This is a genomic window from Nocardioides panzhihuensis (assembly GCF_013408335.1).
Classification (GTDB): domain Bacteria; phylum Actinomycetota; class Actinomycetes; order Propionibacteriales; family Nocardioidaceae; genus Nocardioides; species Nocardioides panzhihuensis.
The window spans coordinates 979,063-1,004,915 of sequence record NZ_JACBZR010000001.1 but is presented as its reverse complement, the minus strand read 5'-3'; the positions used below and the strand labels follow the sequence as shown (position 1 = coordinate 1,004,915).

The following is a 25,853-nucleotide window of genomic DNA, read 5'->3' as shown; positions in this document are numbered from 1 at the left end:
TCTGCTCCTCCTAGATCTCGCGATCTCTACTCGACCGACATCAGGAGGGGATAGCGCTCCTGGCCTCCGTCGTACACCATCACATCAACGGCCGGATGGTTGGCAGCCAGCCACGCCGCGACAGCCTCGGCGAGCTCGCCCTTGGGGTCCTCGAGCCCGGAGACCAGCGTGACCAGCTCGCCACCGCCACCGATGAGCCGGGCGAGGACGTAGGTCGCGCATGTCTCCAGGTCTTGGCCGACCTTGACGAAGTCTCCGTCGAGCACCCCGAGCGCGTCGCCCGGCATACACGGCCCTGCCATGGTAATCGCTCGGGTGTTCGAGATGGTGACCGCGCCGTGCCGCGCGTGTCGTGCGGTGGCGGTCATCTCCAGCACGTCCTTGTCGAACTTCCGCCCCGGCTCGTGGACCGCGATCGCCGCCAGCCCCTGCACCTGGCTACGGGTCGGGATCACCGCGACGTTGATGTCGAGGTCGTCCTCGGCGGTGCGGGCAGCGGCCTCCCCCGACTGTCGGGTCGGCACGTCGTTGGGCAGCACGATCACCTCGGCGGCACCCGAGGCGGTGATCGCCTCGAGCAGCTCGGAGGTCGTCGGGCGACGACGCGGGCCGCCCTCGATCACGATCGCCCCAGCACCCCGGAAGAGCTCGGCGAGGCCCGGTCCGGCCGCGAACGCGATCACCGCCCGGCCGCTGCGGGTGGCGTGGCGATGCTGCTGCCCGGCGATCTGCTCGGCGAAGTGGGTCACGTGGATCCGATGCGGTCGCCCGGCGTTGATCCCGGCCTCGATCGCGGCCCCGACGTCGTCGACGTGGACGTGGACGTTCCAGATGCCCTCGCCACCGACGACGACGAGCGAGTCCCCCAGCGGCTGGAGCCGCTTGCGGAGGTCGGCGATCGCCGCGTCCTCGGCGTCGAGCAGATACATCACCTCGTACGACGGGCCGCCCGGCTCCAGGGCATGTCCGTCGGCCGCACCCATGACCGTCGGGATCGGGATGTGCGGGGTGTGGGGCATCGGCGCCTGCGGGCTGGGGCGGCGCCCCGTCAGAGCGGTCTCGAAGGCGTCGAGGAGGACGCAGATCCCGCGGCCACCGGCGTCGATCACCCCTGCGGCCGCGAGCATGGGCAGCTGCTCCGGCGTACGGGCCAGGGCTTCGCGGGCCGCACCCGCGGCGACCGACATCACGTCGCGCGTGCGGGCGGTGTCATCGGCCTCGACGCACGCCACGGCGGCGTCCGCGGCCGCGCTGAGCACGCTGAGCATGGTGCCTTCCTGGGGCTCCCCCACCGCTGCGTACGCGGCGTTGCCCGCCTTGCGCAGCGCGTCGGCGAAGACCGTGGCGGTGCGCTCCTCATCGGTGGCCTGGACCAGGCGGCGCAGCAGAGCGCCGATCATCTCGGCCAGGATCACGCCGGAGTTGCCGCGGGCGCCCAACAGCGCGCCGCGGGAGAAGGCGCGCAGCCCCTCTCGCCAGTCGGGGCCGGTGAACTCGCGCAACCGGTCACGGGCTGCGGCGATGGTCAGGTAGAGGTTGGTGCCGGTGTCGCTGTCGGGGACGGGGAAGACGTTGAGCGCGTCGATCTCCTCGCGGTGCGACGCGAGCGCGTCGGTCGCCAGGTCGCCGAACCGGCGGAACAGATCGAGCTTGACCTCGGCCACGCTGCCTCCCTACTCCTCGACACCCCTGTTTACAGCCAGACACCGTGACGACGGACACACTTCCCGGTATCGCGGCCCCAAGGTTAGGCGGTTCCGGGGCACGGGGTAAACGACGGGTGAACAAATCCGAGGCTGCGGCAAAGACACTAGTGAGTAACAAGATCCGCCGAGTCGCGCCCTGCATCGGTGTGCGTACGTCCCTAGTCTGGATACCTCCCTACGCCGAAGGACTCCCGGATGTCGATTCCGACCCCGACCCCACGCGCGAGACGCGTCAACGAAATCTTCGACTTCTCCGCCGGCTGCGGACTGGAGATCGGCCCCCTGCACCAGCCGCTCATCCCGCGAGGCGCCGCGGAGGTCTCCTATCTGGACCTCTACGACCGCGACCGGCTCTACGAGTCGTACGCCGAGCACTCCAACGTGAACCACGACACCATCCCCGAGATCGACTATCCGATGTGGGACGGCACCAGGATGCGTACGCTCGACGAGGCTGCCAAGGAGGGCGCTCCGTTCGACTGGGCGCTGGCCAGCCACGTCGTCGAGCACGTGCCCGACCTGATCGGCTGGCTGGCGCAGGTCGAGGCCGTCACCGCTCCGGACGGCGCTCTCGTCCTGGTCGTCCCCGACCGGCGCTACACCTTCGACGCGCACCGCCCACCCACGACGATCGGGCAGATCCTGCAGGCGTACGAGGCCGGCGACACGACCCCGTCGGTGCGCGCGGTCTACGACCATCACCGTTGTGCGGTCAACGGCGATCCCAAGCGCCTCCACCGCCACGGGCCCAGCGAGGCGGAGACCTATGTCCACGACCTCGGCTACACCCGGGCTCAGCTCGACCGAGCGCGTCGGGGCGAGTACGTCGACTGCCACGTGTGGACCTACACCGACCGCTCGTTCCCCGAGATCATCGCCGAGCTGCGCCGCTTGGGGCTGACCGGCTGGGCGGTCGAGTCCCTCCTGCCCGTGCCGGAGAACGACATCGAGTTCTACGTCGTCCTGCGCCGCGGCCTCGCCCCCGACCTCCCCGCGGTGCCCGCCATCCCGGACTGGGTCGAGCACGGCCTGGAGCTGCGCGAGGAGCTCGCGCGGCTCCGTGAGGTCGTCTCGGACCAGAAACGGCGGCTCGGGTCGCAGCGCAAGCAGCTCGCCGGCCAGCGCGCCGAGATCGACGCCCTGCGGGGGTCGAAACGCTGGAAGCTGGCCACCGCGCTGGCCGCCCCGCTCGACAGGTGGCGCGATCGCGGCTCGGACGAGTGACGATTTCGTCGCTCACAGCCCGACGGGCTACGCTTGTTCGGTTGTCTCGGCTGGGCAGCCGTTCATCGCGCTCGCCGGCAACATCTAACTGACCTCGATCATCTATTCAACCTCAGGAGTTCACGGTGGCTGCCGTCTGCGACATCTGCGACAAGAAGCCGGGCTTCGGCAACAACCGGCCGTGGTCCAAGAAGGCGACCAGGCGCCGCTTCGACCCCAACATCCAGCGCGTCCGCGCCGTTATCAACGGCACTCCGAAGCGCATGAATGTCTGCACGACCTGCATCAAGGCCGGCAAGGTCGCTCGCTGACCCCAAGCTCTTGCATGAACGAAGGCCGCTGCCCAGCTGGGCGGCGGCCTTCGTCGTTCCCTGAGCTGGGCTCAGAAGTGCGTCCAGCCGGTCGTGCCCTCGTAGAGCTCACCGTCGACGGTGACCGGCTCTTCTCCGGGCTCGCCGATCGTACCGATCACGGTCCACCCCTCCGGCAGCTCGGCGTCGGGCGGGAACGCGGCGAGCAGGGAGTGATCCTCTCCCCCGCCCAGTACGAAGGCGAGCGGATCGGCTCCCGTCGCCGAGGCGACCGCCTTGAGCTCCTCGGAGATGGTCAGCGCCGAGGTGTGCACGTCGATGGAGACCTCCGAGGCGTCGGCGATGTGCCTGGCCTCGGCCAGGAGCCCGTCGGAGACGTCGATCAGAGCCGACGCACCAGCGGCTGCGGCGGCGGGGCCGGCGGCGTACGGCGGCTGGGGACGCCGGTAGGCGTCGACGAGCACGCGCGGTGACCGGAACCCGCGCTTGAGGATCGCCAGGCCGGCGGCGGCCCACCCCTGGCGGCCGCACAGGGCGAGTACGTCGCCGGGCTCGGCGCCCGAGCGGAGCACCGGCGCCTGGGCGACCGCGCCGATGGCGGTCACGGAGATGACGATCTGGTCCGCGCCGGTGACGTCGCCTCCGACCACGGAGGCCCCGACCAGCGCACACTCCGCGGCGAACCCCTCCGCGAAGTCGACCGCCCACTCGGCCGGAAGGTCCGACGGAAGGGCGAGCCCGAGAGTCATGGAGTGCGCGACGCCGCCCATCGCGGCGATGTCGGCGAGGTTCTGACCGGCGGCCCGGTGGCCGATGTGAGACGCCTCGGCCCAGTCCCGCCTGAAGTGTCGTCCCTCGACGAGCAGGTCGGTCGAGACCACCACGTGACCATGCTTGACCCGCAGCAGCGCGGCGTCGTCGCCGGGGCCGACCAGCACCTGCTCTCCCTGGGCGAAGTGCTTGGTCATCTCGGTGATCAGCCCGAACTCACCGACGTCGGCGAGTGTCGAGTCCCTCGGAAAAGCCATGACTACATCCAACCCTCATCTTCGCGCGCGAAGATACCGGGACACGCATCCGGCCGTCTCCGCACTTCGCGCGGTCGCTCCATCGTTACGTCTTATCCCCAGGGTCGGTGTAGGTCGATCGATAGATAACGCGATAGGTTACTGGTCGGACAATGTGCCAAGGGAGGCACTGAGAACAGGAGCTGCACCATGGTCGTACAGGCGTACATCCTCATCCAGACGGACGTCGGCAAGGCCGCGGAGGTCGCCACCGAGATCGGCAAGATCCAGGGCGTGACCCTGGCCGAGGACGTCACCGGTCCGTACGACGTGATCGTCCGCGCCGAGGCCCGCAACGTCGACGAGCTCGGGAAGCTGGTCGTGGCCCGTGTGCAGAACCTCGAGGGCATCACCCGCACGCTGACCTGCCCGGTCGTGCACATCTGACATCGGACTGACGGCTCCACCCGGCCGTCCGTTACAACACTGTGTTAGAACCATGGGCATGAGCACACCTCCTCTTTCCGGGCCCGTCGCCGTCATCGCCGGCGGGCTGAGCCACGAGCGCGACGTGTCGCTGGCCTCGGGCCGCAACCTCGTGCGCGAGCTGTCGGCGCTGGGAGTGGAGGTGGCGGCGTACGACTTCGACCGGGCGCTGCTGCACAACCTCGAACGCGACAAGGCGGTCGTGGCGCTGCCGGCGCTGCACGGCCAGTTCGGTGAGGACGGCGAGATCCAGACGCTCCTGGAGCTGATCGGGATCCCGTACGTCGGCACCGTCTCCACCTCCTGCCGGGTCGCGTTCGACAAGGCGGCCGCCCGGGAGCTCCTGCGCCGCGGCGGCATCCCGGTCCCGGAGTCCGTCTCGCTCTCCTCCACGACGTTCCGCGACGTCGGCGCCCCGGTGCTGATGGAGCACGTCATCTCGCGGATGGGCGAGCGCGTCGTGGTCAAGCCCTCGCGCGGCGGATCGGCGCTCGGCGTCACCGGCGTCGACGGCCTCTCCGCCCTTCCTGCGGCCCTGGTCAAGACCTACGCCTACTGCGACGAGGCGCTCATCGAACGCTTCTACGCCGGCATCGACGTCTCCGTGGTCGTCCACGAGACCGACGAGGGCCCGCAGTCTCTGACCCCGATCGCCATCGACTTCAGCAAAGGCCACGAGTTCGACTTCGCGGCTCGCTACACCGCCGAGTTCGTCGGCTTCGGCCGCCCCGACCTCCCCGACGCGCTGCTCACCGAGCTCGGCGAGACCGCCGTCCGCGCCCACGAGCTGCTCGGCATGCGCGACATCTCCCGCACCGACTTCATGGTCACCCCCGACGGCGCCTTCGTCGTCCTCGAGGTCGCGATCACCCCCGGCGCCACCGAGACCAGCGTCTTCCCCTTCGCCGCCAAGCACGACGGCACCTCGATGGGCGAGGTCACCCTCGCCCTCCTCAAGCGCGCTCTCGCCCGCTGAGGCCACCCGCCGCTGGTCGAGGGCCACTTCGTTCAGACCCTCGCGCCAGCGAGCGTGTCGAGACCAACACAGCCCCCTCGGCGCTCGAGACGACTGTGTTGGTCTCGACACGCCTCCGCCTAGCGGCTCCGGCGGCTCGACCAGCGGTGAGCCTCAGCTCAGGCCGGTGAGCTTGCCGGCGATGCCGCCGGCGGCCTTGAGGGCGACGCCCTCTTCGAAGTTCCTGGTCACCTGGGGGATGTGCTTCTCGGCCTCGGCGATGGCGCTGGTGAGGACCTCGGAGGCGGGGGTGTCGGGCCACAGGTAGAGCGAGAGGGCTCCGGGGATGGAGTTGACCTCGTTGATGTAGACCTCGCCCTTGCCGTCGGAGAGGAAGTCGATGCGGAGGATGCCGGTCAGGCCGGTGAGCTCCACGACGCGTACGGACAGCTCCTTGATCTGCTTGGTGATCGACTCCTCGACCTGGGCCGGGAACTCGCGCGGCGACGAGGACAGCCCGTCGGTGTGGACGTACTTGGCGGAGTAGTCGTACATCTTCGCCTCCTCGGAGCGCAGCGGGCGCTCGACCTCGGAGACGGCGACCTCGGGAGCGGTGCGCACCGAGGCGTTGAGGTCGAAGAGGTCAGGGCGGTACGGCTCGACGACCGCGCCGGCACGCAGGTGCGGCGAGGTGTTGAGGAGCGCCAGGCCGGTCTCGTAGTCGTCGACGACCTCGATGCCGATCGAGGAGCCACCGAAGCGCGGCTTGACGATGTAGGGGCCCTCGAAGGACGGCGTGGCGTAGCGCGAGAGCAGCTCACGCTGCAGGGACGGCAAGCCGGCGTTGAGCATCACCGCGCCGAAGGCGAGCTTGTCCATGCCGAGCGCGGCGGAGGCGGGGGTGGCGCCCGTGGCCTTCAACCCCGCGAGCTCGAAGAGCCACTGGATGCCGCCGGCCTCGCCCGCGCCACCGTGGAAGGCGGAGAGGATCGGGCCGGTCTCCAGGCGCTTGCCGCCGCCGAAGCCGCCGACGGTGTAGAACCCGTCGCCCTTCTCGGAGCCGAGACGGAGCTCGACGGCCTTGGAGCCCTTCGGCTCACCACCGAGGAAGTCACGCGCCTCCTGCTTGGCGGGCACCAGGAACCACTTGTCCGAGCGGGCCCAGTAGAGGCACGTCACCTCGACGCCCGCACCGGAGAGGACCCGCTCGGCCTGGAGACCGGTGAGGATGCTGATGTCGTGCTCGGCGCTCGGACCGCCGAAGACGATGGTGGCCTTGGTTACGCTCATGGTGAAAGCTCCTGGGTCCTACGCGTAGTGGTCGGGGAGGTCGTTCTCGTAAAGCACCACGTCGCCCTCCTTGGCCGCGGTCAGAGCATGATCCGCTGCCGCCTTGCGGCTGTCGAACTCGTGGATGCGCGACGGGTCCCCCGCACGCAGCGCTTTTCGGTTGGTGCGACCGACGATGCACAGCTGCATCTTGTCGGAGGCAGTGGCAGCCTGCGCGAACTCGACGTTGCGCGCGGCCTGCTCCGTGCCCAGCTCGACCATACCGGGAGTGATGGTCCACACCGTGCCCGCCTCCCCCGCCAGCCGCTTCGCCTTCGCGAGCGCCGCGGCGGCGCCGGTGGGGTTGGAGTTGAAGGTGTCGTCGACGACCCAGACGCCGCCGGGCGTCTTGTTGGCCTCGGCCCGGTGGGGTGTGCCGGGGATCGACGCCAGCCGCTGGGTGATCGTCTCGATCGGGACGTCGACCGCGAGAGCGAGGCCGACTGCGATCGCGACGTTGATCGGGTGCCCGACCTCGTCGGGCAGCTCGACGGCGTACGTCTCGTTGCCGATCGTGAGCGCGCCGTCTGTCACCACGACCTGAGCGGCGGTGCCGGGCACCGCGGAGCAGGCGATGACGCGCTTGCTGGCGCGGAGGTTCTCGGCGATGAGAGCTAGCTCGGGTACGTCGATGTTGAGCACCACGGTGGCGGCGTTCGGGAGGATCTCCGACTTCGCCTTCACGATCGTCTCGCGCGACTTCATCCGCTCCAGGTGAGCCTCGCCGATCGTGGTGATCGCGGCGACCTCGGGCGGGAAGATCTCGGTCAGCGCGGCGATCTCGCCCGGACCGTAGGTCCCCATCTCGGCCACGAAGATGTCGGTGCCGGGCTGGAGACGGTCGTTGACCGCACGGGAGAGGCCCATCGCGTTGTTGAAGCTCGCCGGCGAGGCCAGCGTCGACCACCGCCCCTGCATCAGGTGGGTGGCGTAGTTCTTCGTCGAGGTCTTGCCGTAGGAGCCCGTGATCGCGACGATCTTGGGGTTGACCTTCTTGATGGTGGCGGCGGCCTGCACCTGCCACTTCTTCGCCATCGCCTTCTCGGTCGGCCACATGATCGCCAGCGCCGCCTCGGACAGCGGGACCGCGAGGACCGGGAGCAGGCCGGCGGCGGCCGGGGCCAGCAGCGCGATCAGGACGGTCACGAGGGCGTGGAGCACGAAGAGCACCCCGGCCAGGCGCTTGACCCGATCCGTCCAGACCAGGCGCTTGGCGCCCACGAAGCTCATCCCGACCGGCCAGCCGACGAACAGCAGCGCCCCGACGAGCGCACCGTAGGGCAGCACGAACGAGGCCAGGCAGACCACGACGACCGCGCCGAGCAGGATCGCCTCGACCGGACGGGCCTTGATCCAGATCCACTCGATCGCGAACAGTCGCGTCGGCTCGTAGTGCTCACGCTGGGCTACCCGCAGCCAGCGGTAGTACGAGACCAGGGTCAGCGCGGAGGTGACCAGGACGATCCACATGCTTCTTCTTCAGCCCCTCAGATTCAGTTCGTACGAAGTTCGTCGATGGCGCCTCGAAGGCTCTTGACCAGCCCCGCGTCGAGCAGGTGTGCGGAGCCGGGGACGATCTCGAGGGTCGCGTTGTCCCCCAGGATCTCCATGGCCTCGCCGGGCATCCAGACCGGAGCGGCGGTGTCGTTCTCGCCCCAGATCAGACGGACCGGGAGGTCGTTCGGGATGGCCGCCAGCTGGTCCGCGTAGGACTCGTTGACGACCTTCACGAAGATGTCGCGGATGATTCCCTTGGCGTTGCGGTAGTCGGTCGAGCCGTACTTCTCCCGCAGCGCTTCCATCTTGGCCTCGGGGATCAGCCCCTTGGAGTGGAGCCAGCGGCCGATCCGGTAGGCGAGCTTGGGTTTGCCGCCGGTCTTCGGACGGAACAGCGGCACCCCGGTGAGGATGACGGCGCGGACGAGCTCAGGACGAGTCGCGGCGAGCTGGACGGCCACCCGGCCGCCGAAGCTGTGGCCGACGAGCACCGGGCGGTCGAGCCTCTCGAGGATCTCGGCGAGCCACTCGGCGTACTGCTTGCTTCCCCAGGCCGTCTCCGGAGCCGGGGTCGCGCCGAATCCGGGCTGATCGAGCGCAAGCGCGTCGAGGCCCTCGAGCGTCGAACCCCAGTCGCTGCGGTTGCGCGCCCAGCCGTGCAGGGCCACGACGGTGGCAGCATCCTTGCCGTGCTTCTCACCGAAGGCACGTCCATCCAGCAGGGTCGTCAACACGGCCGCAACCTTATCCGGGACCATGCCCTGACCCGTAACCGCACGGCGCGTGAGATGTGCCGCCGCCCTGGGGTAACACGCTGTTCGTAGGACTACTCGCCCTTTCGCAACGACCGGATAGACCTACGAACGACGTGTTACCCCGAGCGGCCACATAGGCTCGGTCGCATGGATCACAAGCCCGCCACCATCGCCGTCCACGCCGGGCGGCCGGCCCACGAGCCCGACCAGCCGCTCAACGTACCGATCACGATGGCCTCGACCTATGTGGCCGGCGGGGAGAAGGAGTACGGGCGCTACACGAACGACACCTGGGTGGCCTTCGAGGAGACGCTCGGGCGCCTCGAGGGAGGGCGGGCGCTGTCGTTCGCCTCCGGGCTCGCGGCGATCGCGACGCTGCTCGACCTGGTCAACGACTCCGTCGTCGTGGCGACCGAGCAGAGCTACCTGGGGACCATCGGCCAGCTGGCCGACCTCGAGGGGCGCGGCCGGCTGACCGCACGCCTCGCGGACTTCTCCGACACCGCCGCGGTCGTGAAGCTGCTCGAGAAGCTCGACGGCGAGGTCGCGCTGGTGTGGGTCGAGACGCCGACCAACCCGGGGATGCAGCTCGCCGACCTGCCGGCGATCATCGCTGCCGCGCACAAGGCCGGAGCGCGGGTCGTGGTGGACAACACCTTCGCCACTCCCCTGCTCCAGCAGCCGCTCGCACTCGGCGCGGACATCGTCATCCACTCGGCCACGAAGTTCATCGCCGGCCACTCCGATGTCGTCATGGGTGCGGTCGTCGTCTCCGACGACACCCTGTGGGAGGTGCTCAAGGCCCGCCGCGATCTGCTCGGCGCGATCCCCGGCCCGTTCGAGGCCTGGTTGGCGCTTCGGGGGCTTCGTACGCTGCACCTGCGCGTCGAGCGCTCCGCCGCCAACGCGGCGGAGCTCGCCGAGCGGCTGGCCGCGCACCCGGCCGTCGCGGAGGTCCGCTACCCGGGGTTCGGCGGCATGCTCGCAGCCGTCCTCCCGACCGCGGAGCAGGCCGACTTCCTCACCCACGCCACCTCGCTGTGGGTCCACGCGACGTCCCTGGGCGGTGTCGAGTCCACCTTCGAGCGCCGGCGCCGCTGGAAGACCGAGTCCGCGACCGTCCCCGACGGGCTGGTGCGGATGTCGGTCGGCATCGAGGACGTCGACGACCTGTGGGACGACCTCGCCCAGGCTCTCGACCGCATCGACCGCTAGTCGACCGGCCTCACCACCAGCGCTGACCCGCCACCCCGCCGCCAAGGCTCCGCGGCGGCCGTCAGCAGCCCGTCCGGGCCGATCTCGATCGCGGTGGCCGCACCGAGCTCGGCGGTCGAGGCGAAGCGGTGGCCCAGCGATGTCAGCGGCGGCCCGTACGTCTCGATGAACGCCGGCTCGGCGCCGGTGCTCGCAGCGTTGCGCTGCGAGGCCCGCGGCGCGGCCATCGCCTCCGGCAGCGTCCGGTCACGCGCGAGCCGCTCGACGAGGATCTGGAGCACGGTGGTGATGATCGTCGATCCGCCGGGCGACCCGACCGCCAGGACCGGACGGCCCTCGGACAGGACGATCGTGGGCGCCATCGAGCTGCGTGGGCGCTTGTTGGGCTCGATCCGGTTGGGGTCGTCGGCCCGGTAGGTCGTCGAGAAGTCGGTCAGCTCGTTGTTGAGGATGAAACCACGCCCGGGCACGGTGATCCCGGATCCGCCGGTCTGCTCGATCGTCAGCGTGTATTCGACGACGTTGCCCCATCGGTCGACCACGGTCAGGTTGGTCGTCTCCAGGTTCTCGGTGTCCTTGGCGGTCTCACCGGGACCGGTCGCGCCGTCGCAGACCCCGTCGAAGTCGTACGCATCGCCGGCCGCCACCGGCTTCGGCTGCGCCGCCGCGGGGTCGAGCGTGCACGCCCGCTCGGCGGCGAAGGTGTCGTCGAGCAGCGCCTCGACGGGCACGTCGACATGGTCGGCGTCGCCGAGGTAGGCCCCACGGTCGGCGAAGCTGATCGCACTCGCCTCGAGCAGGTGGTGGTAGGCCTCGGTGTCGTTCATCCCGGCGAGGTCGTATCGCTCCAGGATGTTGAGCGCCTCTCCCACCGAGGTGCCGCCGGAGGACGGCGGTGCCATCCCATAGATGTCCAGGCCCTGGTAGGTCGAGTGGGTCGGCTCGCGGTCGGGCGCGGTGTAGGCGGCGAGATCCTCGGTGGTCACCCAGCCGGCCGGGACCGGCAGGTCGGTATCGGCGCTCTTGGGCGGCGCGGCCACCGTCGCGGCGATCTCCTCCGCCAGCGGGCCGCGGTAGAAGGCCTTCACGCCCTTGCGGGCGAGCAGATCGTAGGTCTTCGCGATGTCGGGGTTGCGGAACCGGCTGCCCACCTCGGGCGCGGATCCTCCCGGAAGGAACAGTTCGGCCGTGGAATCGATCGCTGCGAAACGTTCGGCGTTGTCGACGGTCTGCTGACGGAAGGTCTCGTCGACGACGAAGCCGTGCCGCGCCAGTCGTGCGGCCGGCGCGAGCGACTGCCCCAGCGAGCGCGTGCCCCACTTCCTCAGCGCCTTGTCCCAGGTCAGCGGGGTGCCCGGCACCCCGACCGAGGCACCGCTGGTGACCATGTCGGGGAAGAACGGATACTCCTTCCCCGTCTCGGGATCGATGAACGCGTCGCGAGGCATCGCAGCCGGCGCCTTCTCCCGTCCATCGATGGTCTCCACCTCACCGGTGCGTGCCGAGTAGTGCACGAAGAAGCCGCCCCCGCCGATGCCGGCCGAGTAGGGCTCCGTCACACCGAGCGCGGCTGCGGTCGCGACCGCGGCGTCGGTCGCATTGCCGCCCTTGCGCAGCACCTCCAGCCCCACCCGGCTCGCGTCGGCGTCGACGCTCGCCACCGCGCCGCCGTAGCCCACCGCGGTGGGCACCTTCGGTGGCGGCACGAGCCGTTCCTGCGGAGCGGCGGCTGCCCCTCCGTACGGGACCAGGGTGGCCAGGGCGAGCGCGCCTCCGGCCAGGGTGGCGACAACTGCAGAGCGGCGTCCGAGCATGGCGATCTCCCAGAGATTGGCGGCTCGTCGAACGTACTACTTTCCCGTCCGGCTCGAATTAGGTTCTGGAATTCCTTAATTAGTAAGGGTTGCTTACAAACAAACTCACTGCCACCATCAAATGGCGATTCGGGCGCCTGGTGCCCGAGCCAGCCATCACCTCGGAGGTGTCACCATGCATGTCGCCTTTCCCCCACGAAGAGCCCGCCGAACAGCCGGGCTTCTCATCGGCGCACTCGCCGGAGCACTCGCCCTCACCGGCACTCTCGCCCTCACCAGCACCCCGTCCAGCGCATCGCTGAAGACGGCCGCCGCGGAGCCGACCGCGATCAACGGCTACCGCAACGTCGGCTACTTCGTGCAGTGGGGCGTCTACGGCCGTGCCTTCAAGCTCAAGCAACTGGAGACGTCCGGCGTCGCCGACGACCTCACCCACCTCAACTACGCGTTCGGCAACATCCACCACCAGACGCTGACCTGCTTCGAGGCCAACAAGGCCCAGGGCGAGGGGCCCAACGGCTCCGACGGCGCCGGTGACGCCTACGCCGACTACGGGATGTCGTACGCAGCCGACGCATCCGTCTCCGGCAAGGCCGACACCTGGGACCAGCCCTTGGCCGGCTCCTTCAATCAGCTCAAGCAGCTCAAGGCGAAGCACCCCGACCTGAAGGTCCTGCTCTCGCTGGGCGGCTGGACCTGGTCGAAGAACTTCTCCCTCGCGGCGGCCACGCCGGAGTCGCGACGCAAGTTCGTCTCCTCGTGCGTCGACCTCTACATCAAGGGCAACCTGCCGATGATCGACGGCCGCGGTGGCACCGGAGCGGCCGCCGGCGTCTTCGACGGCTTCGACATCGACTGGGAGTGGCCGGGCTCGCCCAACGGCAACACCGGCAACCACGTCGACCCGGTCAACGACCGCGCCAACTTCAAGGCGCTCCTGGCCGAGTTCCGCTCGCAGCTCGACGCCCTGGGATCGACCACGGGCAAGGACTACCAGCTCTCGGCGTTCCTCCCGGCCAACCCGCAGGACATCGAGGCCGGCGGCTGGAACGACCCGGCGATCTTCGACTCCCTCGACTTCGGCAACATCCAGGGCTATGACCTGTGGGGCGCCTGGGACCCGAAGCTCACCGGCCACCAGGGCAACCTCTACGCCGACCCCGCCGACCCCCGCCCCGACGGCAAGCGGTTCAGCGTGGACGAGTCGGTCCGGGAGTACCTCGACGCCGGAGTCTCACCGGCCCAGCTCGGCCTGGGCATGGCGGCGTACGGCCGCGGATGGCAGGGTGCCACCTCCTCCGCCCCGTGGGGTCCGGCGACCGCCGCGGCACCGGGGACGTACGAGGCCGGCAACGAGGACTACGACAAGCTCAAGTCCCGCGGCACCGACCACTACGACGCCGCGACCGGCGCCGCCTGGCGCTACGACGGCAACCAGTGGTGGAGCTACGACAACACCCGGACGATCGCCCAGAAGGCGGCGTACGCCATCTCGAAGGGCCTCGGCGGAGGCATGTGGTGGGAGCTGTCCGGTGACCGCCAGGGAGAGCTGATCGGCACCTTCGCCGACGCCATGCGCAACGGCACCGGCGGCCCGGTCGAGGAGCCGGACCCGACCGACCCGCCGACCGAGGACCCGACCGATCCGCCGACCGATCCGCCCGGTGGGGCAGCCGCATGGTCGGCCACCGCGGTGTACGTCGCCGGTGACCGCGTCACCTACGGCGGTCACCTGTGGGAGGCCAAGTGGTGGACCCAGGGCAACACCCCGGGCACCGAGGAGTGGGGCCCGTGGAAGGACCTCGGCACCGCCTGACCCGCTGACCGCTCCGCTGGTCGAGCCCGGCGAGCGCTAGCGAGCCGGTGTCGAGACCAACACGGTCGCTTACCGTGTTGGTCTCGACACGCCTCCGCCTAGCGGCTCCGAGGTCTGAACGAAGTGGCCTTCGACCAGCGGGCGCGAGTTACTCGGTCTCGGCCTTCGTCGGCCGCTCGAGCATCTCGTCCAGGATCTCACCGACGGTCTTGGCGCCGGAGACGACGTCGTCGACGTACTGCGCCAGCGGCACGTCCACCCCGACCTTCGCCGCCAGCTCGCGCAGCGAGTGAGACGACTTGGCACCCTCGGCGACCTGGTGGCTGGAGGCGAGGATGTCGGCGGTGGTCATGCCCTGGCCGAGCTTCTCCCCGAACGTACGGTTGCGAGACAGTGGCGAGGAGCAGGTCGCGGCCAGGTCGCCCAGACCCGCCAGACCCATGAGGGTCATCGGGTTGGCCCCCAGCTGCACCGCCAGTCGCGCGGTCTCGGCAAGACCTCGGGTGATCAGCGACGCCTGGGTGTTGTCGCCGAACCCCATTCCGGCGGCCATGCCGGTCGAGATCGCGACCACGTTCTTGTAGGCCCCGCCGATCTCGCAGCCGACCACGTCGGTCGAGGTGTAGGGACGGAACGCCGGCGAGTGCACCCGAGCCTGGATGGTCTTGGCAACGTCCTCGTCGGCGCACGCGACCACACCGGCGGCCGGCTCGCGGCGGATGATCTCCTTGGAGAGGTTCGGACCGCTGACCACGGCGATCCGGTCCGGGCCTGCGCCGGTGACGTGGGCGATGACCTCGCTCATCCGCTCCAGGGTGCCGAGCTCGACGCCCTTCATCAGCGAGACCAGTGGCACGTCCTTGGGCAGGAACGGCGCCCAGTCGGTGAGGTTCTTGCGCAGCGTCTGAGACGGCGCCGCGAGCACGACCAGGTCAGCGCCGTACGCCGCCTTCTCGATGTCGTGGGTGGCGCTGATGTTGTGCGGCAGCTCGGTGCCCGGGTGGTAGTCGGGGTTCTCGTGGGTGTCGTTGATCGCCGCCGCGACCTCCTCCCGGCGCGCCCACATGGTCACGTCGTTGCCCGCGTCGGCGAGGATGACCGAGAACGCGGTGCCCCATGAGCCCGCTCCAAAGACCGCTACCTTGCTCAATTGCTGTCCTTCTTCTTCGTCTTGCGGGGGTCGCCGATCGCATTCACACCGGCCTTCTTCGGGTCGAAGAGCTCGCTGGGCGGCTCCTCGCCCCTGATGTCGGCCACCAGGCCGACGATCGCCTTCATGATCCGGTCGGTCGCCTCGTTGATGACATCGGTGGTGTGGTCCTGGACCTCGAGGTCCTTCAGGCCCACCGGGTCACCGATCTTCATCTGGATCATCTTGCGGCCGATCAGATGCGGCTTGAGAGAGTACGCCGGAAGCAGCTCCTGGGCTCCCCACTGTCCCACCGGGTAGACCGGGGCACCGGTGGCGAGCGCGATCCGAGCCGCGCCGGACTTGCCGCGCATGGGCCAGCCGGTGGGGTCCTTGGTGATCGAGCCCTCCACGTAGACGACCACGATGCTGCCCTCCTTGACAGCTTTGACGGCCGCGTCGAAGGCTGAGGCGCCGGCCTTACGGTCCACCGGGATCTGTCCGGCGGCCCGCAGGAACTTGCCCAGCGGGCCCTTGAACAGGCCGGCCTTGGCCAGGTAGCTCGGCCTACGTCCGTAGTCCCAGACGATGTGCGCCGCGGTGAACGGGTCGATCTCGGAGACGTGGTTGAGCGCGAACACTGCTCCCCCGCTCTCCGGGATCTTCTCGCCGCCGTCCCACTGATGCTTGGTGGTGGCGAGAAGGGTGGGCTTCACTATGCCGACTGCAACGACCCATGGCCAGCCGACTTTGCCCTCCTGGAACTTCCGGTACTTTCCCACCAGGGCAGGCTACCGGGCCGTAGCCGCGCCATTGCGAGACACCTGTCAGGATCTACCCTGATGCCCGCACCTGCACCCGGTTACGTCGTTCTGCTGCCCGTCAAGCCTCCGGCGCGCGGCAAGTCCCGGCTGGTCGGTATCGAGCCACACGAGCGGGCCGACCTCGCCCGCTCGTTCGCCCTCGACACCGCCGAGTCGTGCCTGGCCGCCACCCATGTCAGCGCCGTCCTGGTGATCACCGACGACGCCTACTTCGCCGCCGACGTCGCTCGCCTCGGAGCCGCCGTCATCCCCGACGGGGTCAGCGGGGACCTCAACGAGAGCCTGGTGCAAGGCGCGCTCGAGGCCCGGCGCCGCTGGCCGGGGCTTCGTCCCGCCGCGCTGTGCGGGGACCTGCCCGCGCTGCGCTCCGCCGATCTGGACGCCGCGCTGGCCGCCTCGGAAGGGGCCGGGCCGGCGTACGTCGAGGACGCGGTGGGCGGGGGCACCACCCTCTACACCGCGCCCCACGACCTGTTCCGGCCCGCGTTCGGACCCGGGTCTGCCGCCGCCCATCGCGCCGGCGGCGCCCGTCCGCTGGAGGGCGACCTCCACTCGCTGCGCCACGACGTCGACACTCTCGAGGATCTCGAGGCCGTACGCAGGTTCGGGCTGGGACCGCGCACCGCGCTGGCGTCGGTGCGGGTCGGCAGCCTCGGCTAGGCGTCGCTGGAAGGGTTCTCGGACCCGGTCGTCGGGCCGGTCGGCCCCGCTCCCGGGCTCGTTCCCGTCGAGTCCGGGCTCGTTGGTGCCTTCTTCTCAGGGGCCTTCTGCTCGGCCTTCTGTTCGGGCACCTTCTGCGTGGAACTCAGCTTCGCGGGGGCCTTCTTGGCGGCAGTCTTCTTCGCCGTCGCTGCGGTCGTCTGCGCGGGTGCCTTCTTCGCCGTCGTCTTCTTGGCGGCGGTCGTCGTCTCGGCGGTCGTCGTCTTCTTGGCCGGAGCCTTCTTCGCCGCAGGCTTCTGCGCCGGAGCCTTCTTGGCCGGAGTCTTCTTAGCGGCAGTCTTCTTAGCGGCCGAGGTCTCGGCAGGGCTCTCGGCCGAGGTCGCCGCGGCGGCGACCTTCTTCGCGGGGGCCTTCTTGGCGGTCGTCTTCTTCGCCGTCGTGGCCTTCTTGGCCGGGCTCTTCTTGGCCGGGCTCTTCTTGGCCGGGCTCTTCTTGGCCGGGCTCTTCTTGGCCGGGCTCTTCTTCGCAGGTGCCTTGGTCGCGGCGGTCTTCTCAGGCGGGGTCGACCTAGTCACCGGGGCCGCCTTCTTCACCGGCTCCGCCTTCTTCACCGGCTCCGACTTCGTCACCGGAGCGGGCGTCTCAGCGGGGCCGGCTGCCTCCTTCGGGACGGTCTTGACCGGCTCGGCGGCCTTGGCCGGCGCCTTGCGTCCCGGCCTCGGCAGCTTGACCTTCGGCACGGAGGGAACCTTCACCTTGCCGGTGACGACGTCGGCAACCAGCTTGCCCGCCGTGCCCGTCACGGTGCCGACTACCTTCCCGGCCTGCTTGCTCGCATCAGCTACTCGTTTTCTCACCACCCGATCGACCATAGGCCATTGCCACACATTTGATACATACCGACAGCATGTGAACACGCACTGTTCACCCGAACTCTCCTGATCCGTCCGAGCACGCCGGTTAGCGTGGAGACATTCTGGGCACGTCCGACAGCTCAGCTCTGGGAACGCAGCCTTCGGGTGACAGGACGAGGAAGGTACGACCATCACCGACGTGCACATCGACGAGGAGCAGCGAACCGTGGTGCTCGAGGAGCCTCAGGCCGCGGCGAGACACAGCCGTGCCGGGATCCTGTTCTCGGCCTGCATCATCCTCGCCCTGATCGCCTCTGTGGCCTGGCTGGCCGTCCACACGACCCGGCTCGCGGAAGGCCGCGCCGGAGCCGACGCCCCCACACCGGTGCCGCCGGCTCCCAAGGTCCGCAACAGCGAGCCCGCCACCCCGGCGACGTACGCAGATCTCCCCGTCGGCCCGGCAACGACCCTGCCGTTCCTCGACCGGGCCGGCCGGCTCCAGCTCGGGGCGAAGCCGCAGAAGGTCTACGGCTCGCAGATGAGCGTGGCCGGGTGGACGGTGCTGATGTACGAGGACGCCGACGAGCCCGGCCCGGTCTGGGTCGCGCGACGCGGGTCGACCATCCAGATCCCCGGCCTGTGGACCCAGCCGGCCCTCAGCAAGGACGGCAGTCGGCTCTTCGCCGTCCAGCAGACCGGAGACGCCGCCTCCGCCCTCGTCGCTGTCGACGCCGCGACGGGCGAGGAGATCGACCGACTCGCGCTCGAAGGGACCCCTGCCGGCACCGCGGTGCTCGGCACCGACCGCACCCGCGCCTACTTCCGCACCGGCATCGTGCCCACCCCGCCGGCCGTCCCCGGCAACTATGGCGAGCTGGCCGTCTCCCGCCCGCCGGTGACGGCCTGGGACCCCGGAAAGGCGACACAGCGGATCTCGCTGCCGCTCGGCTACCAGCAGGTGATCCCGTTGCGCCGCGGCGTACTCCTCTACAACCCCGGCGAGTGGGAGGTCCGCTTCGCCGCCATCGAGGCCGACGGCAGCCTCACCCAGCCCGGTGTCCACGCGCCGCTGCCGGGGTCGGTCGCCGACTCCCCCGACGGCTCGATCGTGGCCATCGCCCGCAACCCCAGCGACCCCGGGATGATCAGCTACGGCGCCGAACGCGGCATCGCGGTCAACATGAGCACGTCCGAGCACATCGACCTGCGCGTACCCGACTCCGTCGAGAAGGTCCACGTCGCCGGCTTCGAGTCCGACCGCAGCGTCGTCCTCCGCACCGCCACCGCATCCGAGTCCTGGTATCTCCGCTGCTGGGTCGACACCGGCTCCTGCGACCGCATCACCGGCTCCGAGCGCGGTCCTGGCGGAAGCCAGATCCACCTCCCCTGACCACCCGCGGCCGGCCGAAGCGTCACCCGCACCGGCCGAGGCGTCACGTACGTCGGCCGAGACGTCACAGGCGTGACGTCTCGGCCGACGGGAGTGACGTCTCGGCGCGGTAGGGAAGGCCCTCAGGCGTGCAGGGTGACCGGCTTGAAGGAGGGTCGGGTGGCCTCGTACGTGGCGATGTCGTCCTCGTGGGAGAGGGTGATGCCGATGTCGTCGAGGCCCTCGAGGAGGCGCCAGCGGGTGTAGTCGTCGATGTCGAAGGAGTCCTCGATGGCGTCGGGACCCTCGCCGGCGCGAACGGTGCGCGACTCGAGGTCGACGGTGATCTGGGCACCCGGGTTGTCGTCGAGGTGGTCCCACAGCTTCTGGACGACTTTCTCGTCGACCTTCGCCGCGAGCAGGCCGGCCTTGCCGGAGTTGCCGCGGAAGATGTCGCCGAAGCGGCTCGAGATGACGACCCGGAAGCCGTAGTCCATGAGCGCCCAGACGGCGTGCTCGCGCGACGAGCCGGTGCCGAAGTCGGGGCCGGCGACGAGGACGGAGGCCCCGGCGTACGCCTCGTTGTTGAGCACGAAGGACGGGTCGTTGCGCCAAGCGGCGAAGAGGCCGTCTTCGAAGCCGGTGCGGGTCACGCGCTTGAGGTAGACCGCGGGGATGATCTGGTCGGTGTCGACGTTGCTACGACGCAGCGGGACGCCGAGGCCGGTGTGGGTGGTGAACTTGTCCATGTCAGGCGCTCCGTTCAGGCTCGGGCGAGAGTCAGGTCGGCGGGCGAGGAGAGGGTGCCGCGTACGGCGGTGGCGGCAGCCACCTCCGGCGAGACGAGGTGGGTGCGACCGCCCTTGCCCTGGCGACCCTCGAAGTTGCGGTTGGAGGTGGAGGCCGAGCGCTCACCGGGAGCGAGGATGTCGGGGTTCATGCCCAGGCACATCGAGCAGCCCGCGCCCCGCCACTCGGCGCCGGCGTCGAGGAAGATCTTGTGCAAGCCCTCCTCCTCGGCCTGGAGGCGCACCCTGGCCGAGCCCGGCACGACCAGGAAGCGGGTGCCGTCGGCGACGTGGTGACCCTGGATGATGTCGGCGGCCGTACGCAGGTCCTCCATGCGCCCGTTGGTGCAGGAGCCGAGGAAGACGGTGTCGATGCGCACCTCGCGCATCGGGGTGCCGGCCTCGAGCCCCATGTAGGTCAGGGCCTTCTCCGCCGCGATCTTCTCGTCGGCGTCCTCGAAGTCCTCGGGGTTCGGGACGGCAGCGCCAAGCGGGACGCCCTGGCCCGGGTTGGTGCCCCAGGTGACGAACGGGGTGACCTCGGCGGCGTCGAGCACGATCTCCTTGTCGAAGACGGCGTCCTCGTCGGTGACCAGCGACTTCCAGTGCGCGACGGCCAGGTCCCAGTCGGCGCCCTTCGGAGCCTCGGGCTTGTCCTTGATGTAGGCGAAGGTGGTCTCGTCCGGAGCGATCAGGCCGGCCTTGGCGCCCCACTCGATCGACATGTTGCAGATCGTCATCCGGGCCTCCATGGAGAGCTCACGGATGGCCTCGCCGCGATACTCCACGATGTAGCCCTGGCCACCGCCGGTGCCGGTCTTGGCGATCAGGGTGAGGATCAGGTCCTTGGCGCTCACGCCGTCGGGCAGCGCGCCGTCGACGGTGACAGCCATCGTCTTCGGCTTGTCCTGCATCAGCGTCTGGGTCGCCAGCACGTGCTCGACCTCGGAGGTGCCGATACCGAACGCGATCGCGCCGAACGCACCGTGCGTGGAGGTGTGCGAGTCACCGCAGACGATCGTCATCCCCGGCTGGGTGAGCCCCAGCTGCGGGCCGACCACGTGGACGATCCCCTGCTCGGCGTCGCCGAGGGGATGGAGACGTACGCCGAACTCCTCCGCGTTCTTGCGAAGCGTCTCGACCTGCGTGCGGCTGACCGGGTCGGCGATCGGCTTGTCCCAGTCGACGGTCGGGACGTTGTGGTCCTCGGTGGCGATGGTGAGATCGGGACGGCGCACCTTGCGGTCGGAGAGCCGCAGGCCCTCGAACGCCTGGGGGCTGGTCACCTCGTGGATGAGGTGAAGGTCGATATAGAGGAGATCAGGCTCTCCGGCGCTCGACCGGACGACATGCTCGTCCCACACCTTCTCCGACAAGGTCCTGCCCATGACAACGTTCTCCATCTGGCATCTTTAGGTCTGTAGTGGCCGGCGGCGGGTCGAGCGTTGAATCGCGAAGTCAGATCCGCCACTTCCAGTCTGCTGCTCCGAGCGTAACGTTGCATCTCAGGTTCTGAGAAGTTAGTCTTGCGATATGGACAGTTCCAGTGGTGTAGGCGTTCTCGACAAGGCCGCTCTTGTGCTCACAGCACTCGAGTCCGGCCCGGCGACCCTGGCGGGTCTGGTGGCAGGGACAGGGCTCGCCCGCCCGACCGCACACCGCCTCGCGGTCGCGCTCGAGCACCACCGTCTGGTCGCCCGCGACATGCAGGGCCGCTTCGTCCTCGGTCCGCGCCTGGCCGAGCTGTCCGCCGCCGCCGGCGAGGACCGGCTGCTGGCCACCGCCGGCCCCGTGCTGGCGCGTCTGCGCGACATCACCGGTGAGTCGGCGCAGCTGTGGCGGCGCCAGGGCGACTTCCGCGTCTGCGTCGCCGCCGCCGAACGCCCCTCCGGTCTGCGCGACACCATCCCCGTGGGCTCGCAGCTGACCATGCGTGCCGGGTCGGCCGCTCAGATACTGATCGCCTGGGAGGACCCCGAGCGCCTCCACCGCGGCCTCCAGAACGCCGCGTTCTCCGCGGCCGCACTCTCCGGCATCCGGCGCCGCGGCTGGGCGCAGTCGATCGGCGAGCGCGAGGCCGGCGTCGCATCCGTGTCCGCCCCCGTCCGCTCCCCCGGTGGCAAGGTCATCGCCGCCGTCTCCGTCTCCGGCCCCCTCGAGCGCCTCAGCCGGCAGCCCGGCAAGATGCACGCTCCGGCCGTCCTCGCCGCTGCCGACCGGCTCTCGGAGTCGCTGCGGCGGGCGGCCGCGGAGTAGCTGCAGTCACTCCAGCCCCAGGCCGGAGAAATTTGTGGAGGCCGGTTGACCGGGTATCCCAGCGACACCACTCAGCCGCAGATCTCCCGAACCGCCTCGCGCACAGCACTGAAGTCGTCAACCCGAGCCTGGTCCTCGGCAGAACCGACGATCGCGGTGACGTGGTAGTCGTCGAAGAGCCGGGGCTCGGCGTCATCGAGGTCGCCGGTCACCAGCACGACGACGCCGGCGGCGGTGCTCTCGGCGAACCGCACCGACCACGTCGGCTGCTGGAGCCCGCCGACGCGTTCGATGACGCCCTTCGCCTCTTCGCTCGACACGTCGTGGTCGCAACGCACCCGGCCGTTGACCCGCAGCTCACCCGCTCCCTCGCTGAGACTCTCGCCGGCCGAGGGCTCAGCGGGCTGCTCGGCCGGCGCGCCCCCGCACCCGGCGAGGGCAACGGCGAGCACGGCAGCTGCCGGCGACGTACGCCACAGCTCCGCTCTCGGCCACCACGACTGCAGGCTCGGCATCAGAAGAGCGCGCCGCTCTCCAGCCCCAGCAGCGTCGTCTTGCGCTCCAGGCCACCGGCGTAGCCGGTCAGGGTGCCGTTCGCGCCGATGACACGGTGGCACGGGATGACGATGGGGATGGGGTTCTTGCCGTTGGCGAGCCCGACGGCGCGGGCGCCGTGGCCGGTCATCGCCAGTCGGCCGGCGATCTCACCATAGGAGCAGGTCGTGCCGTACTCGATCTTCTGCAGCTGCTCCCAGACCCGTGCCTGGAACGGCGTCCCCGCGGGTGCCAGCGGAAGGTCGAAGAAGGTCCGGTCGCCGGCGAAGTACTCGGCGAGCTGCCGGGCACATTCGATGAGCAACGGATCCGAGTCGGACCGTTCCCCACGCGGCCGGCCCTCGGCGTAGAGCGCCGGCATGAAGTCGATCGCGGTGATCGCGCCGTCCTGCGCGACCAGGCGCAGCTCGCCGACGGGCGTGTCGATGAGAGTCCACATCAGAGTTCCTCCAGAGCAGTCAGTGAAGTCCATAGGTAGAGCAGGGCGTACGAGCGCCACGGTCGCCACGCGGCGACGTCCGCCGCGGGCGCTCCGAGCACTTCCAGCGCTCGTCTGATGCCGACATCCGTCGGCAGGAAGACATCGGGATGGCCGAGCGCGCGCAGAGCGACATAGTCGGCGGTCCAGGGTCCGACGCCGGGCATGCCGAGCAGCTGGTCGTGCACGACGTCGCGGTCGGTGCCGCGGTCCAGCTGGAGCTCGCCGGAGGCGAGAGCCGCGGCCAGACCGGTGACCGCCCGCCCGCGCGAGCGCGGCATGGGGAGACCGGCCGGATCGGCGGCAGCCAGCGCGGCCGCGGCCGGGAACAGATGGGTGAGGCCCTCGATGTCGGTCGTGACCGGGCGGCCGTGGTCGGCGACGATCCCCGCCAGCACGGTGCGCGCACCGGCGACCGAGACCTGCTGTCCCACGATCGTACGCAGCGCCAGCTCGCCTCCGTTGACGGTGCCGGGCACTCGCAGCCCCGGCAGTGCCCGGGCCAGCGGCCCCATCACCGCGTCTTCGGCGAAGACGTCGGCGACCGCGCGCGGGTCGCAGTCGGCGTCGAGCAGCCGGCGGGCACGCTCGACGGCAGCGGTGGTGTCGCGCAGGTCGGTGAGCTTGAAGGTCGCGTGGACGAAGCCGGTCTCGCCCTCGGGGATGTCGGCCAGCTCGAGGCTCAGCGTCCCCGGCCCGTTGGGCAGGTCGAGCGTCCGGGCGAACCACAGCCGTCCGTTCTCGACCCCTGCGGCCTCCACGCCCGGCACCAGGTGGTCGCGCAGGAAGGCGTGCAGGGCGCGGCCGGCGAACGGAGTGCGGACGGCGAGTCGCAGCGCGATCGTCCCGTCGGCCCGGCGCCTCGAGCCACGTCGCCCGCGGAGCTCGGTCGGCGAGGCCGCATAGACCTCGCGGACGGTGTCGTTGAACTGACGTACGCTCGAGAAGCCCGCCGCGAAGGCGATGTCCGCGAAACCCAGCTCGGTGGTCTCCACCAGCGTCCGGGCGGTCTGCGCGCGTCGCGCCCTCGCCAACGCCAGCGGACCGGCCCCGAGCTCGGTGGTCAGCAGCCGGGTCAGGTGACGAGGCGAGTAGCCGACCCGACGAGCCAGCCCCTCGACGCCTTCGCGATCGACGACGCCGTCGGCGATCAGCCGCATCGCGCGGCCGGCCAAGGTCGCGGCCACATCCCACTCCGGACTGCCGGGGGTGGCGTCGGGACGGCAGCGCTTGCAGGCCCGGTAGCCGGCCGCCTGGGCCGCCGCCGCGGTCCGGTGGAACGAGACGTTGACCAGCGCCGGGGTGCGGGCCGGACACGAAGGCCGGCAGTAGATCCCGGTCGAGGACACCGCGGTGTAGAAGACCCCGTCAAAGCGCCGATCACGCGATCTAACGGCGCGATAACACGATTCGAAGTCGAGTCCGTTCACGCTCATCGTCCCATCCATGTCCCCAATGTTGCCGTGTTCGGAACGGAATTACGCGCGGTTTTCGGACAGCACCTTCCTCATGGTTTCACATTGCAGTTTTCTGCCGTCAACTGATTGCAGCAACCTCTCGGCTCACTGGCGCGTACTACCTGTGTGGGATTGCTCAGACAGACGGACCGAGGGAGGCCGATGGGGACCGGAGCGAGGTCGGGCACGCGTACGGTCGTGCTCACCGTGGTGGTCACGATGCTGTTCTTGGCGGTCGCCACCGGGATCGGCACCTGGGCGTTCTACGACCGCCTCAACCGCAACCTCGGGTCGGGCGGCGACATCGACCATCTCGTCGACGAGCCCGTGGACACGGGCCCGAAGCGGCCGCTCAACATCTTGATCCTCGGCACCGACGGACGCGACTGCGAGGGTTGCTCGATCGACGGTGAGAGCGGCGTCGGCGGCTCCGACAGCACGATCCTGCTCCACGTCGCCGCGGACCGCGGGTCGGCCTACGGCATCTCGATCCCCCGCGACGCGCTCGTCGAGCGGCCCGAGTGCACCGCCCCGGACGGCTCCACGATCCCCGAGGCGAGCGGGGTGATGTGGAACGAGGCCTACGCCTTGGGCGGCCCCACCTGCACCGCGCGCCAGGCCGAGCTGCTCACCGGCATCCCGATCGACCACTATCTGGCCCTCGACTTCGCCGGGTTCCGCGGGATGGTCGACGCCGTCGGCGGCGTCAGGATCTGCATCCCGGAGGCGATCGACGACGAGGAGCACAACATCTTCCTGCCCGCGGGGACACGCAACCTGCGTGGGAAGCAGGCCCTCGACTACGTACGCAACCGCTCCTCCACCCCCAACGCCGACCTGGGCAGGATGCGACGCCAGCAGTACTTCCTCACCGCCCTCGCCACCAAGGTCCTCTCTGCCGGAACTCTGACCCGCCCGCGTCGGCTGGCCACGTTCGCCACCGAGCTCTCCAGGTCGATCACCACCGACATCGGCTCGGTCGCCGGCCTGGCCGAGCTGGCCCGCGAGATGCGCGACCTCGACCCGGGCAGCATCGAGTTCGAGACCGTGCCCAACGAGGCCTACCCCGAAGGCGATCCCAACTGGGGCCGCCTCCGCATCCTCCCGGAGGCCGACGAGATCTGGCAGCGGATGCTCGAGGACCGCCCGCTCCACGACGCGACGGCCTCCGCCGGCCCCTCCCCCACGTCCACCGCCGGACCCGGAGACCCCGGGTCCAGCGCCTCACCGGACGAGGTGGTCGACGAGTCGCCGACCGGGTCAACGAGCGGGTCACCGACCGGGTCCGGGACCCTCGAGGAACGCCAGAAGGACGCCGCCGACAACGGCCTGTGCTCGGCTCGCTGAATGTGATGTGATCCACTCATC

General features: G+C 69.9%; 24 protein-coding genes. 10 read left to right on the top strand and 14 right to left on the bottom strand.

The genetic code is table 11. From position 1 onward, the window contains the following. Nucleotides 1-26: 26 nt before the first annotated feature. On the bottom strand, nucleotides 27-1,664 hold the full coding sequence (locus tag BJ988_RS04690) for a DAK2 domain-containing protein (protein WP_179656950.1): 1,638 nt from the start codon (nucleotides 1,662-1,664) through the stop codon (nucleotides 27-29). Between the two features lie 237 nt (nucleotides 1,665-1,901). On the opposite strand from BJ988_RS04690, the gene BJ988_RS04685 reads away from it, so the two are divergent. After that, nucleotides 1,902-2,930 (top strand): class I SAM-dependent methyltransferase, encoded by a 1,029-nt coding sequence (locus tag BJ988_RS04685; RefSeq protein ID WP_179656949.1) that lies wholly within the window; start codon nucleotides 1,902-1,904, stop codon nucleotides 2,928-2,930. A gap of 125 nt (nucleotides 2,931-3,055) precedes the next feature. Continuing rightward, on the top strand, nucleotides 3,056-3,241 hold the full coding sequence (gene rpmB, locus BJ988_RS04680; protein WP_141803692.1) for a 50S ribosomal protein L28: 186 nt from the start codon (nucleotides 3,056-3,058) through the stop codon (nucleotides 3,239-3,241). Nucleotides 3,242-3,312: 71 nt separating this feature from the next. On the opposite strand, the gene BJ988_RS04675 is transcribed toward rpmB, so the two are convergent. Next, nucleotides 3,313-4,269, bottom strand: a complete 957-nt coding sequence (locus BJ988_RS04675) for a thiamine-phosphate kinase (protein ID WP_179656948.1) — start codon at nucleotides 4,267-4,269, stop codon at nucleotides 3,313-3,315. 189 nt (nucleotides 4,270-4,458) lie between these two features. Here BJ988_RS04675 and BJ988_RS04670 point away from each other — a divergent pair, with 189 nt between their 5' ends. Further along, on the top strand, nucleotides 4,459-4,695 hold the full coding sequence (locus tag BJ988_RS04670; RefSeq protein ID WP_179656947.1) for an Lrp/AsnC family transcriptional regulator: 237 nt from the start codon (nucleotides 4,459-4,461) through the stop codon (nucleotides 4,693-4,695). A gap of 58 nt (nucleotides 4,696-4,753) precedes the next feature. Further along, nucleotides 4,754-5,710, top strand: coding sequence for a D-alanine--D-alanine ligase family protein (locus BJ988_RS04665; RefSeq protein WP_179656946.1), 957 nt, complete (start codon nucleotides 4,754-4,756; stop codon nucleotides 5,708-5,710). 153 nt (nucleotides 5,711-5,863) lie between these two features. Here BJ988_RS04665 and BJ988_RS04660 read toward each other — a convergent pair whose 3' ends face one another. From BJ988_RS04660 to BJ988_RS04650, 3 genes are read right to left on the bottom strand one after another with little or no spacing between them, the layout of a single operon-like run. Next, nucleotides 5,864-6,979 (bottom strand): D-alanine--D-alanine ligase family protein, encoded by a 1,116-nt coding sequence (locus BJ988_RS04660; protein ID WP_179656945.1) that lies wholly within the window; start codon nucleotides 6,977-6,979, stop codon nucleotides 5,864-5,866. Nucleotides 6,980-6,997: 18 nt separating this feature from the next. After that, on the bottom strand, nucleotides 6,998-8,488 hold the full coding sequence (locus BJ988_RS04655) for a Mur ligase family protein (RefSeq protein WP_179656944.1): 1,491 nt from the start codon (nucleotides 8,486-8,488) through the stop codon (nucleotides 6,998-7,000). Nucleotides 8,489-8,511: 23 nt separating this feature from the next. Then, nucleotides 8,512-9,249, bottom strand: a complete 738-nt coding sequence (locus BJ988_RS04650) for an alpha/beta fold hydrolase (RefSeq protein ID WP_179656943.1) — start codon at nucleotides 9,247-9,249, stop codon at nucleotides 8,512-8,514. 168 nt (nucleotides 9,250-9,417) lie between these two features. Between BJ988_RS04650 and BJ988_RS04645 the strand changes: the two genes are divergently transcribed. Continuing rightward, nucleotides 9,418-10,485 (top strand): trans-sulfuration enzyme family protein, encoded by a 1,068-nt coding sequence (locus BJ988_RS04645; RefSeq protein WP_179656942.1) that lies wholly within the window; start codon nucleotides 9,418-9,420, stop codon nucleotides 10,483-10,485. On the opposite strand, the gene ggt is transcribed toward BJ988_RS04645, so the two are convergent. Next, nucleotides 10,482-12,299, bottom strand: coding sequence for a gamma-glutamyltransferase (gene ggt, locus BJ988_RS04640; RefSeq protein ID WP_179656941.1), 1,818 nt, complete (start codon nucleotides 12,297-12,299; stop codon nucleotides 10,482-10,484). The two genes, BJ988_RS04645 and ggt, sit on opposite strands and share 4 nt — an antisense overlap. A 175-nt stretch (nucleotides 12,300-12,474) precedes the next feature. Between ggt and BJ988_RS04635 the strand changes: the two genes are divergently transcribed. Then, on the top strand, nucleotides 12,475-14,115 hold the full coding sequence (locus tag BJ988_RS04635; protein WP_179656940.1) for a glycosyl hydrolase family 18 protein: 1,641 nt from the start codon (nucleotides 12,475-12,477) through the stop codon (nucleotides 14,113-14,115). Between the two features lie 148 nt (nucleotides 14,116-14,263). On the opposite strand, the gene BJ988_RS04630 is transcribed toward BJ988_RS04635, so the two are convergent. Next, nucleotides 14,264-15,265, bottom strand: coding sequence for an NAD(P)H-dependent glycerol-3-phosphate dehydrogenase (locus BJ988_RS04630; RefSeq protein WP_179656939.1), 1,002 nt, complete (start codon nucleotides 15,263-15,265; stop codon nucleotides 14,264-14,266). Continuing rightward, entirely contained in the window at nucleotides 15,262-15,960 is a 699-nt protein-coding gene (locus BJ988_RS04625) for a lysophospholipid acyltransferase family protein (protein ID WP_343051465.1), read from the bottom strand. Before BJ988_RS04625 ends, BJ988_RS04630 begins: the two co-directional genes overlap by 4 nt. 126 nt (nucleotides 15,961-16,086) lie before the next feature. Between BJ988_RS04625 and cofC the strand changes: the two genes are divergently transcribed. Then, the gene (cofC, locus tag BJ988_RS04620) at nucleotides 16,087-16,728 is read left to right on the top strand and encodes a 2-phospho-L-lactate guanylyltransferase (protein ID WP_179656937.1); all 642 of its coding nucleotides are present in this window, start codon (nucleotides 16,087-16,089) and stop codon (nucleotides 16,726-16,728) included. Here cofC and BJ988_RS04615 read toward each other — a convergent pair. After that, the gene (locus tag BJ988_RS04615) at nucleotides 16,725-17,531 is read right to left on the bottom strand and encodes a histone H1 (protein ID WP_179656936.1); all 807 of its coding nucleotides are present in this window, start codon (nucleotides 17,529-17,531) and stop codon (nucleotides 16,725-16,727) included. The two genes, cofC and BJ988_RS04615, sit on opposite strands and share 4 nt — an antisense overlap. 250 nt (nucleotides 17,532-17,781) lie before the next feature. On the opposite strand from BJ988_RS04615, the gene BJ988_RS04610 reads away from it, so the two are divergent. After that, nucleotides 17,782-18,972 carry a YncE family protein gene (locus tag BJ988_RS04610; RefSeq protein ID WP_179656935.1) on the top strand — a complete coding sequence of 397 codons (1,191 nt, stop codon included), beginning with the start codon at nucleotides 17,782-17,784 and terminating at the stop codon, nucleotides 18,970-18,972. 122 nt (nucleotides 18,973-19,094) lie between these two features. Here BJ988_RS04610 and leuD read toward each other — a convergent pair whose 3' ends face one another. Next, the gene (gene leuD / locus BJ988_RS04605) at nucleotides 19,095-19,700 is read right to left on the bottom strand and encodes a 3-isopropylmalate dehydratase small subunit (protein ID WP_179656934.1); all 606 of its coding nucleotides are present in this window, start codon (nucleotides 19,698-19,700) and stop codon (nucleotides 19,095-19,097) included. Nucleotides 19,701-19,714: 14 nt separating this feature from the next. Continuing rightward, nucleotides 19,715-21,127: a 3-isopropylmalate dehydratase large subunit gene (gene leuC / locus BJ988_RS04600; protein ID WP_179661328.1), complete on the bottom strand. Its 1,413-nt coding sequence runs from the start codon at nucleotides 21,125-21,127 to the stop codon at nucleotides 19,715-19,717. Between the two features lie 145 nt (nucleotides 21,128-21,272). Here leuC and BJ988_RS04595 point away from each other — a divergent pair, with 145 nt between their 5' ends. Further along, nucleotides 21,273-21,995 (top strand): IclR family transcriptional regulator, encoded by a 723-nt coding sequence (locus BJ988_RS04595; RefSeq protein WP_141781349.1) that lies wholly within the window; start codon nucleotides 21,273-21,275, stop codon nucleotides 21,993-21,995. Between the two features lie 71 nt (nucleotides 21,996-22,066). Here the strand turns inward: BJ988_RS04595 and BJ988_RS04590 are convergent, their stop codons facing one another. From BJ988_RS04590 to BJ988_RS04580, 3 genes are read right to left on the bottom strand one after another with little or no spacing between them, the layout of a single operon-like run. After that, the gene (locus BJ988_RS04590) at nucleotides 22,067-22,510 is read right to left on the bottom strand and encodes a hypothetical protein (RefSeq protein ID WP_179656933.1); all 444 of its coding nucleotides are present in this window, start codon (nucleotides 22,508-22,510) and stop codon (nucleotides 22,067-22,069) included. Continuing rightward, the gene (locus BJ988_RS04585) at nucleotides 22,510-22,989 is read right to left on the bottom strand and encodes a methylated-DNA--[protein]-cysteine S-methyltransferase (protein ID WP_179656932.1); all 480 of its coding nucleotides are present in this window, start codon (nucleotides 22,987-22,989) and stop codon (nucleotides 22,510-22,512) included. The genes BJ988_RS04590 and BJ988_RS04585 overlap by 1 nt, the downstream gene beginning before the upstream one ends. Continuing rightward, nucleotides 22,989-24,464, bottom strand: a complete 1,476-nt coding sequence (locus BJ988_RS04580) for a DNA-3-methyladenine glycosylase 2 family protein (RefSeq protein ID WP_246321402.1) — start codon at nucleotides 24,462-24,464, stop codon at nucleotides 22,989-22,991. The genes BJ988_RS04585 and BJ988_RS04580 overlap by 1 nt, the downstream gene beginning before the upstream one ends. Before the next feature lie 183 nt (nucleotides 24,465-24,647). On the opposite strand from BJ988_RS04580, the gene BJ988_RS04575 reads away from it, so the two are divergent. After that, nucleotides 24,648-25,832, top strand: coding sequence for an LCP family protein (locus BJ988_RS04575; RefSeq protein ID WP_179656930.1), 1,185 nt, complete (start codon nucleotides 24,648-24,650; stop codon nucleotides 25,830-25,832). Nucleotides 25,833-25,853: the final 21 nt, after the last annotated feature.

What these genes read in the sequence shown, in the direction of transcription:
- BJ988_RS04685 (WP_179656949.1), top strand. Translation starts at nt 1,902, where the DNA reads ATGTCGATTCCGACCCCGACCCCACGCGCGAGACGCGTCAACGAAATC.
- BJ988_RS04675 (WP_179656948.1), bottom strand. Translation starts at nt 4,269, where the DNA reads ATGGCTTTTCCGAGGGACTCGACACTCGCCGACGTCGGTGAGTTCGGG.
- BJ988_RS04670 (WP_179656947.1), top strand. Translation starts at nt 4,459, where the DNA reads ATGGTCGTACAGGCGTACATCCTCATCCAGACGGACGTCGGCAAGGCC.
- BJ988_RS04665 (WP_179656946.1), top strand. Translation starts at nt 4,754, where the DNA reads ATGAGCACACCTCCTCTTTCCGGGCCCGTCGCCGTCATCGCCGGCGGG.
- BJ988_RS04660 (WP_179656945.1), bottom strand. Translation starts at nt 6,979, where the DNA reads ATGAGCGTAACCAAGGCCACCATCGTCTTCGGCGGTCCGAGCGCCGAG.
- BJ988_RS04655 (WP_179656944.1), bottom strand. Translation starts at nt 8,488, where the DNA reads ATGTGGATCGTCCTGGTCACCTCCGCGCTGACCCTGGTCTCGTACTAC.
- BJ988_RS04645 (WP_179656942.1), top strand. Translation starts at nt 9,418, where the DNA reads ATGGATCACAAGCCCGCCACCATCGCCGTCCACGCCGGGCGGCCGGCC.
- ggt (WP_179656941.1), bottom strand. Translation starts at nt 12,299, where the DNA reads ATGCTCGGACGCCGCTCTGCAGTTGTCGCCACCCTGGCCGGAGGCGCG.
- BJ988_RS04635 (WP_179656940.1), top strand. Translation starts at nt 12,475, where the DNA reads ATGCATGTCGCCTTTCCCCCACGAAGAGCCCGCCGAACAGCCGGGCTT.
- cofC (WP_179656937.1), top strand. Translation starts at nt 16,087, where the DNA reads ATGCCCGCACCTGCACCCGGTTACGTCGTTCTGCTGCCCGTCAAGCCT.
- leuD (WP_179656934.1), bottom strand. Translation starts at nt 19,700, where the DNA reads ATGGACAAGTTCACCACCCACACCGGCCTCGGCGTCCCGCTGCGTCGT.
- leuC (WP_179661328.1), bottom strand. Translation starts at nt 21,127, where the DNA reads ATGGGCAGGACCTTGTCGGAGAAGGTGTGGGACGAGCATGTCGTCCGG.
- BJ988_RS04595 (WP_141781349.1), top strand. Translation starts at nt 21,273, where the DNA reads ATGGACAGTTCCAGTGGTGTAGGCGTTCTCGACAAGGCCGCTCTTGTG.
- BJ988_RS04590 (WP_179656933.1), bottom strand. Translation starts at nt 22,510, where the DNA reads ATGCCGAGCCTGCAGTCGTGGTGGCCGAGAGCGGAGCTGTGGCGTACG.
- BJ988_RS04585 (WP_179656932.1), bottom strand. Translation starts at nt 22,989, where the DNA reads ATGTGGACTCTCATCGACACGCCCGTCGGCGAGCTGCGCCTGGTCGCG.
- BJ988_RS04580 (WP_246321402.1), bottom strand. Translation starts at nt 24,464, where the DNA reads ATGAGCGTGAACGGACTCGACTTCGAATCGTGTTATCGCGCCGTTAGA.
- BJ988_RS04575 (WP_179656930.1), top strand. Translation starts at nt 24,648, where the DNA reads ATGGGGACCGGAGCGAGGTCGGGCACGCGTACGGTCGTGCTCACCGTG.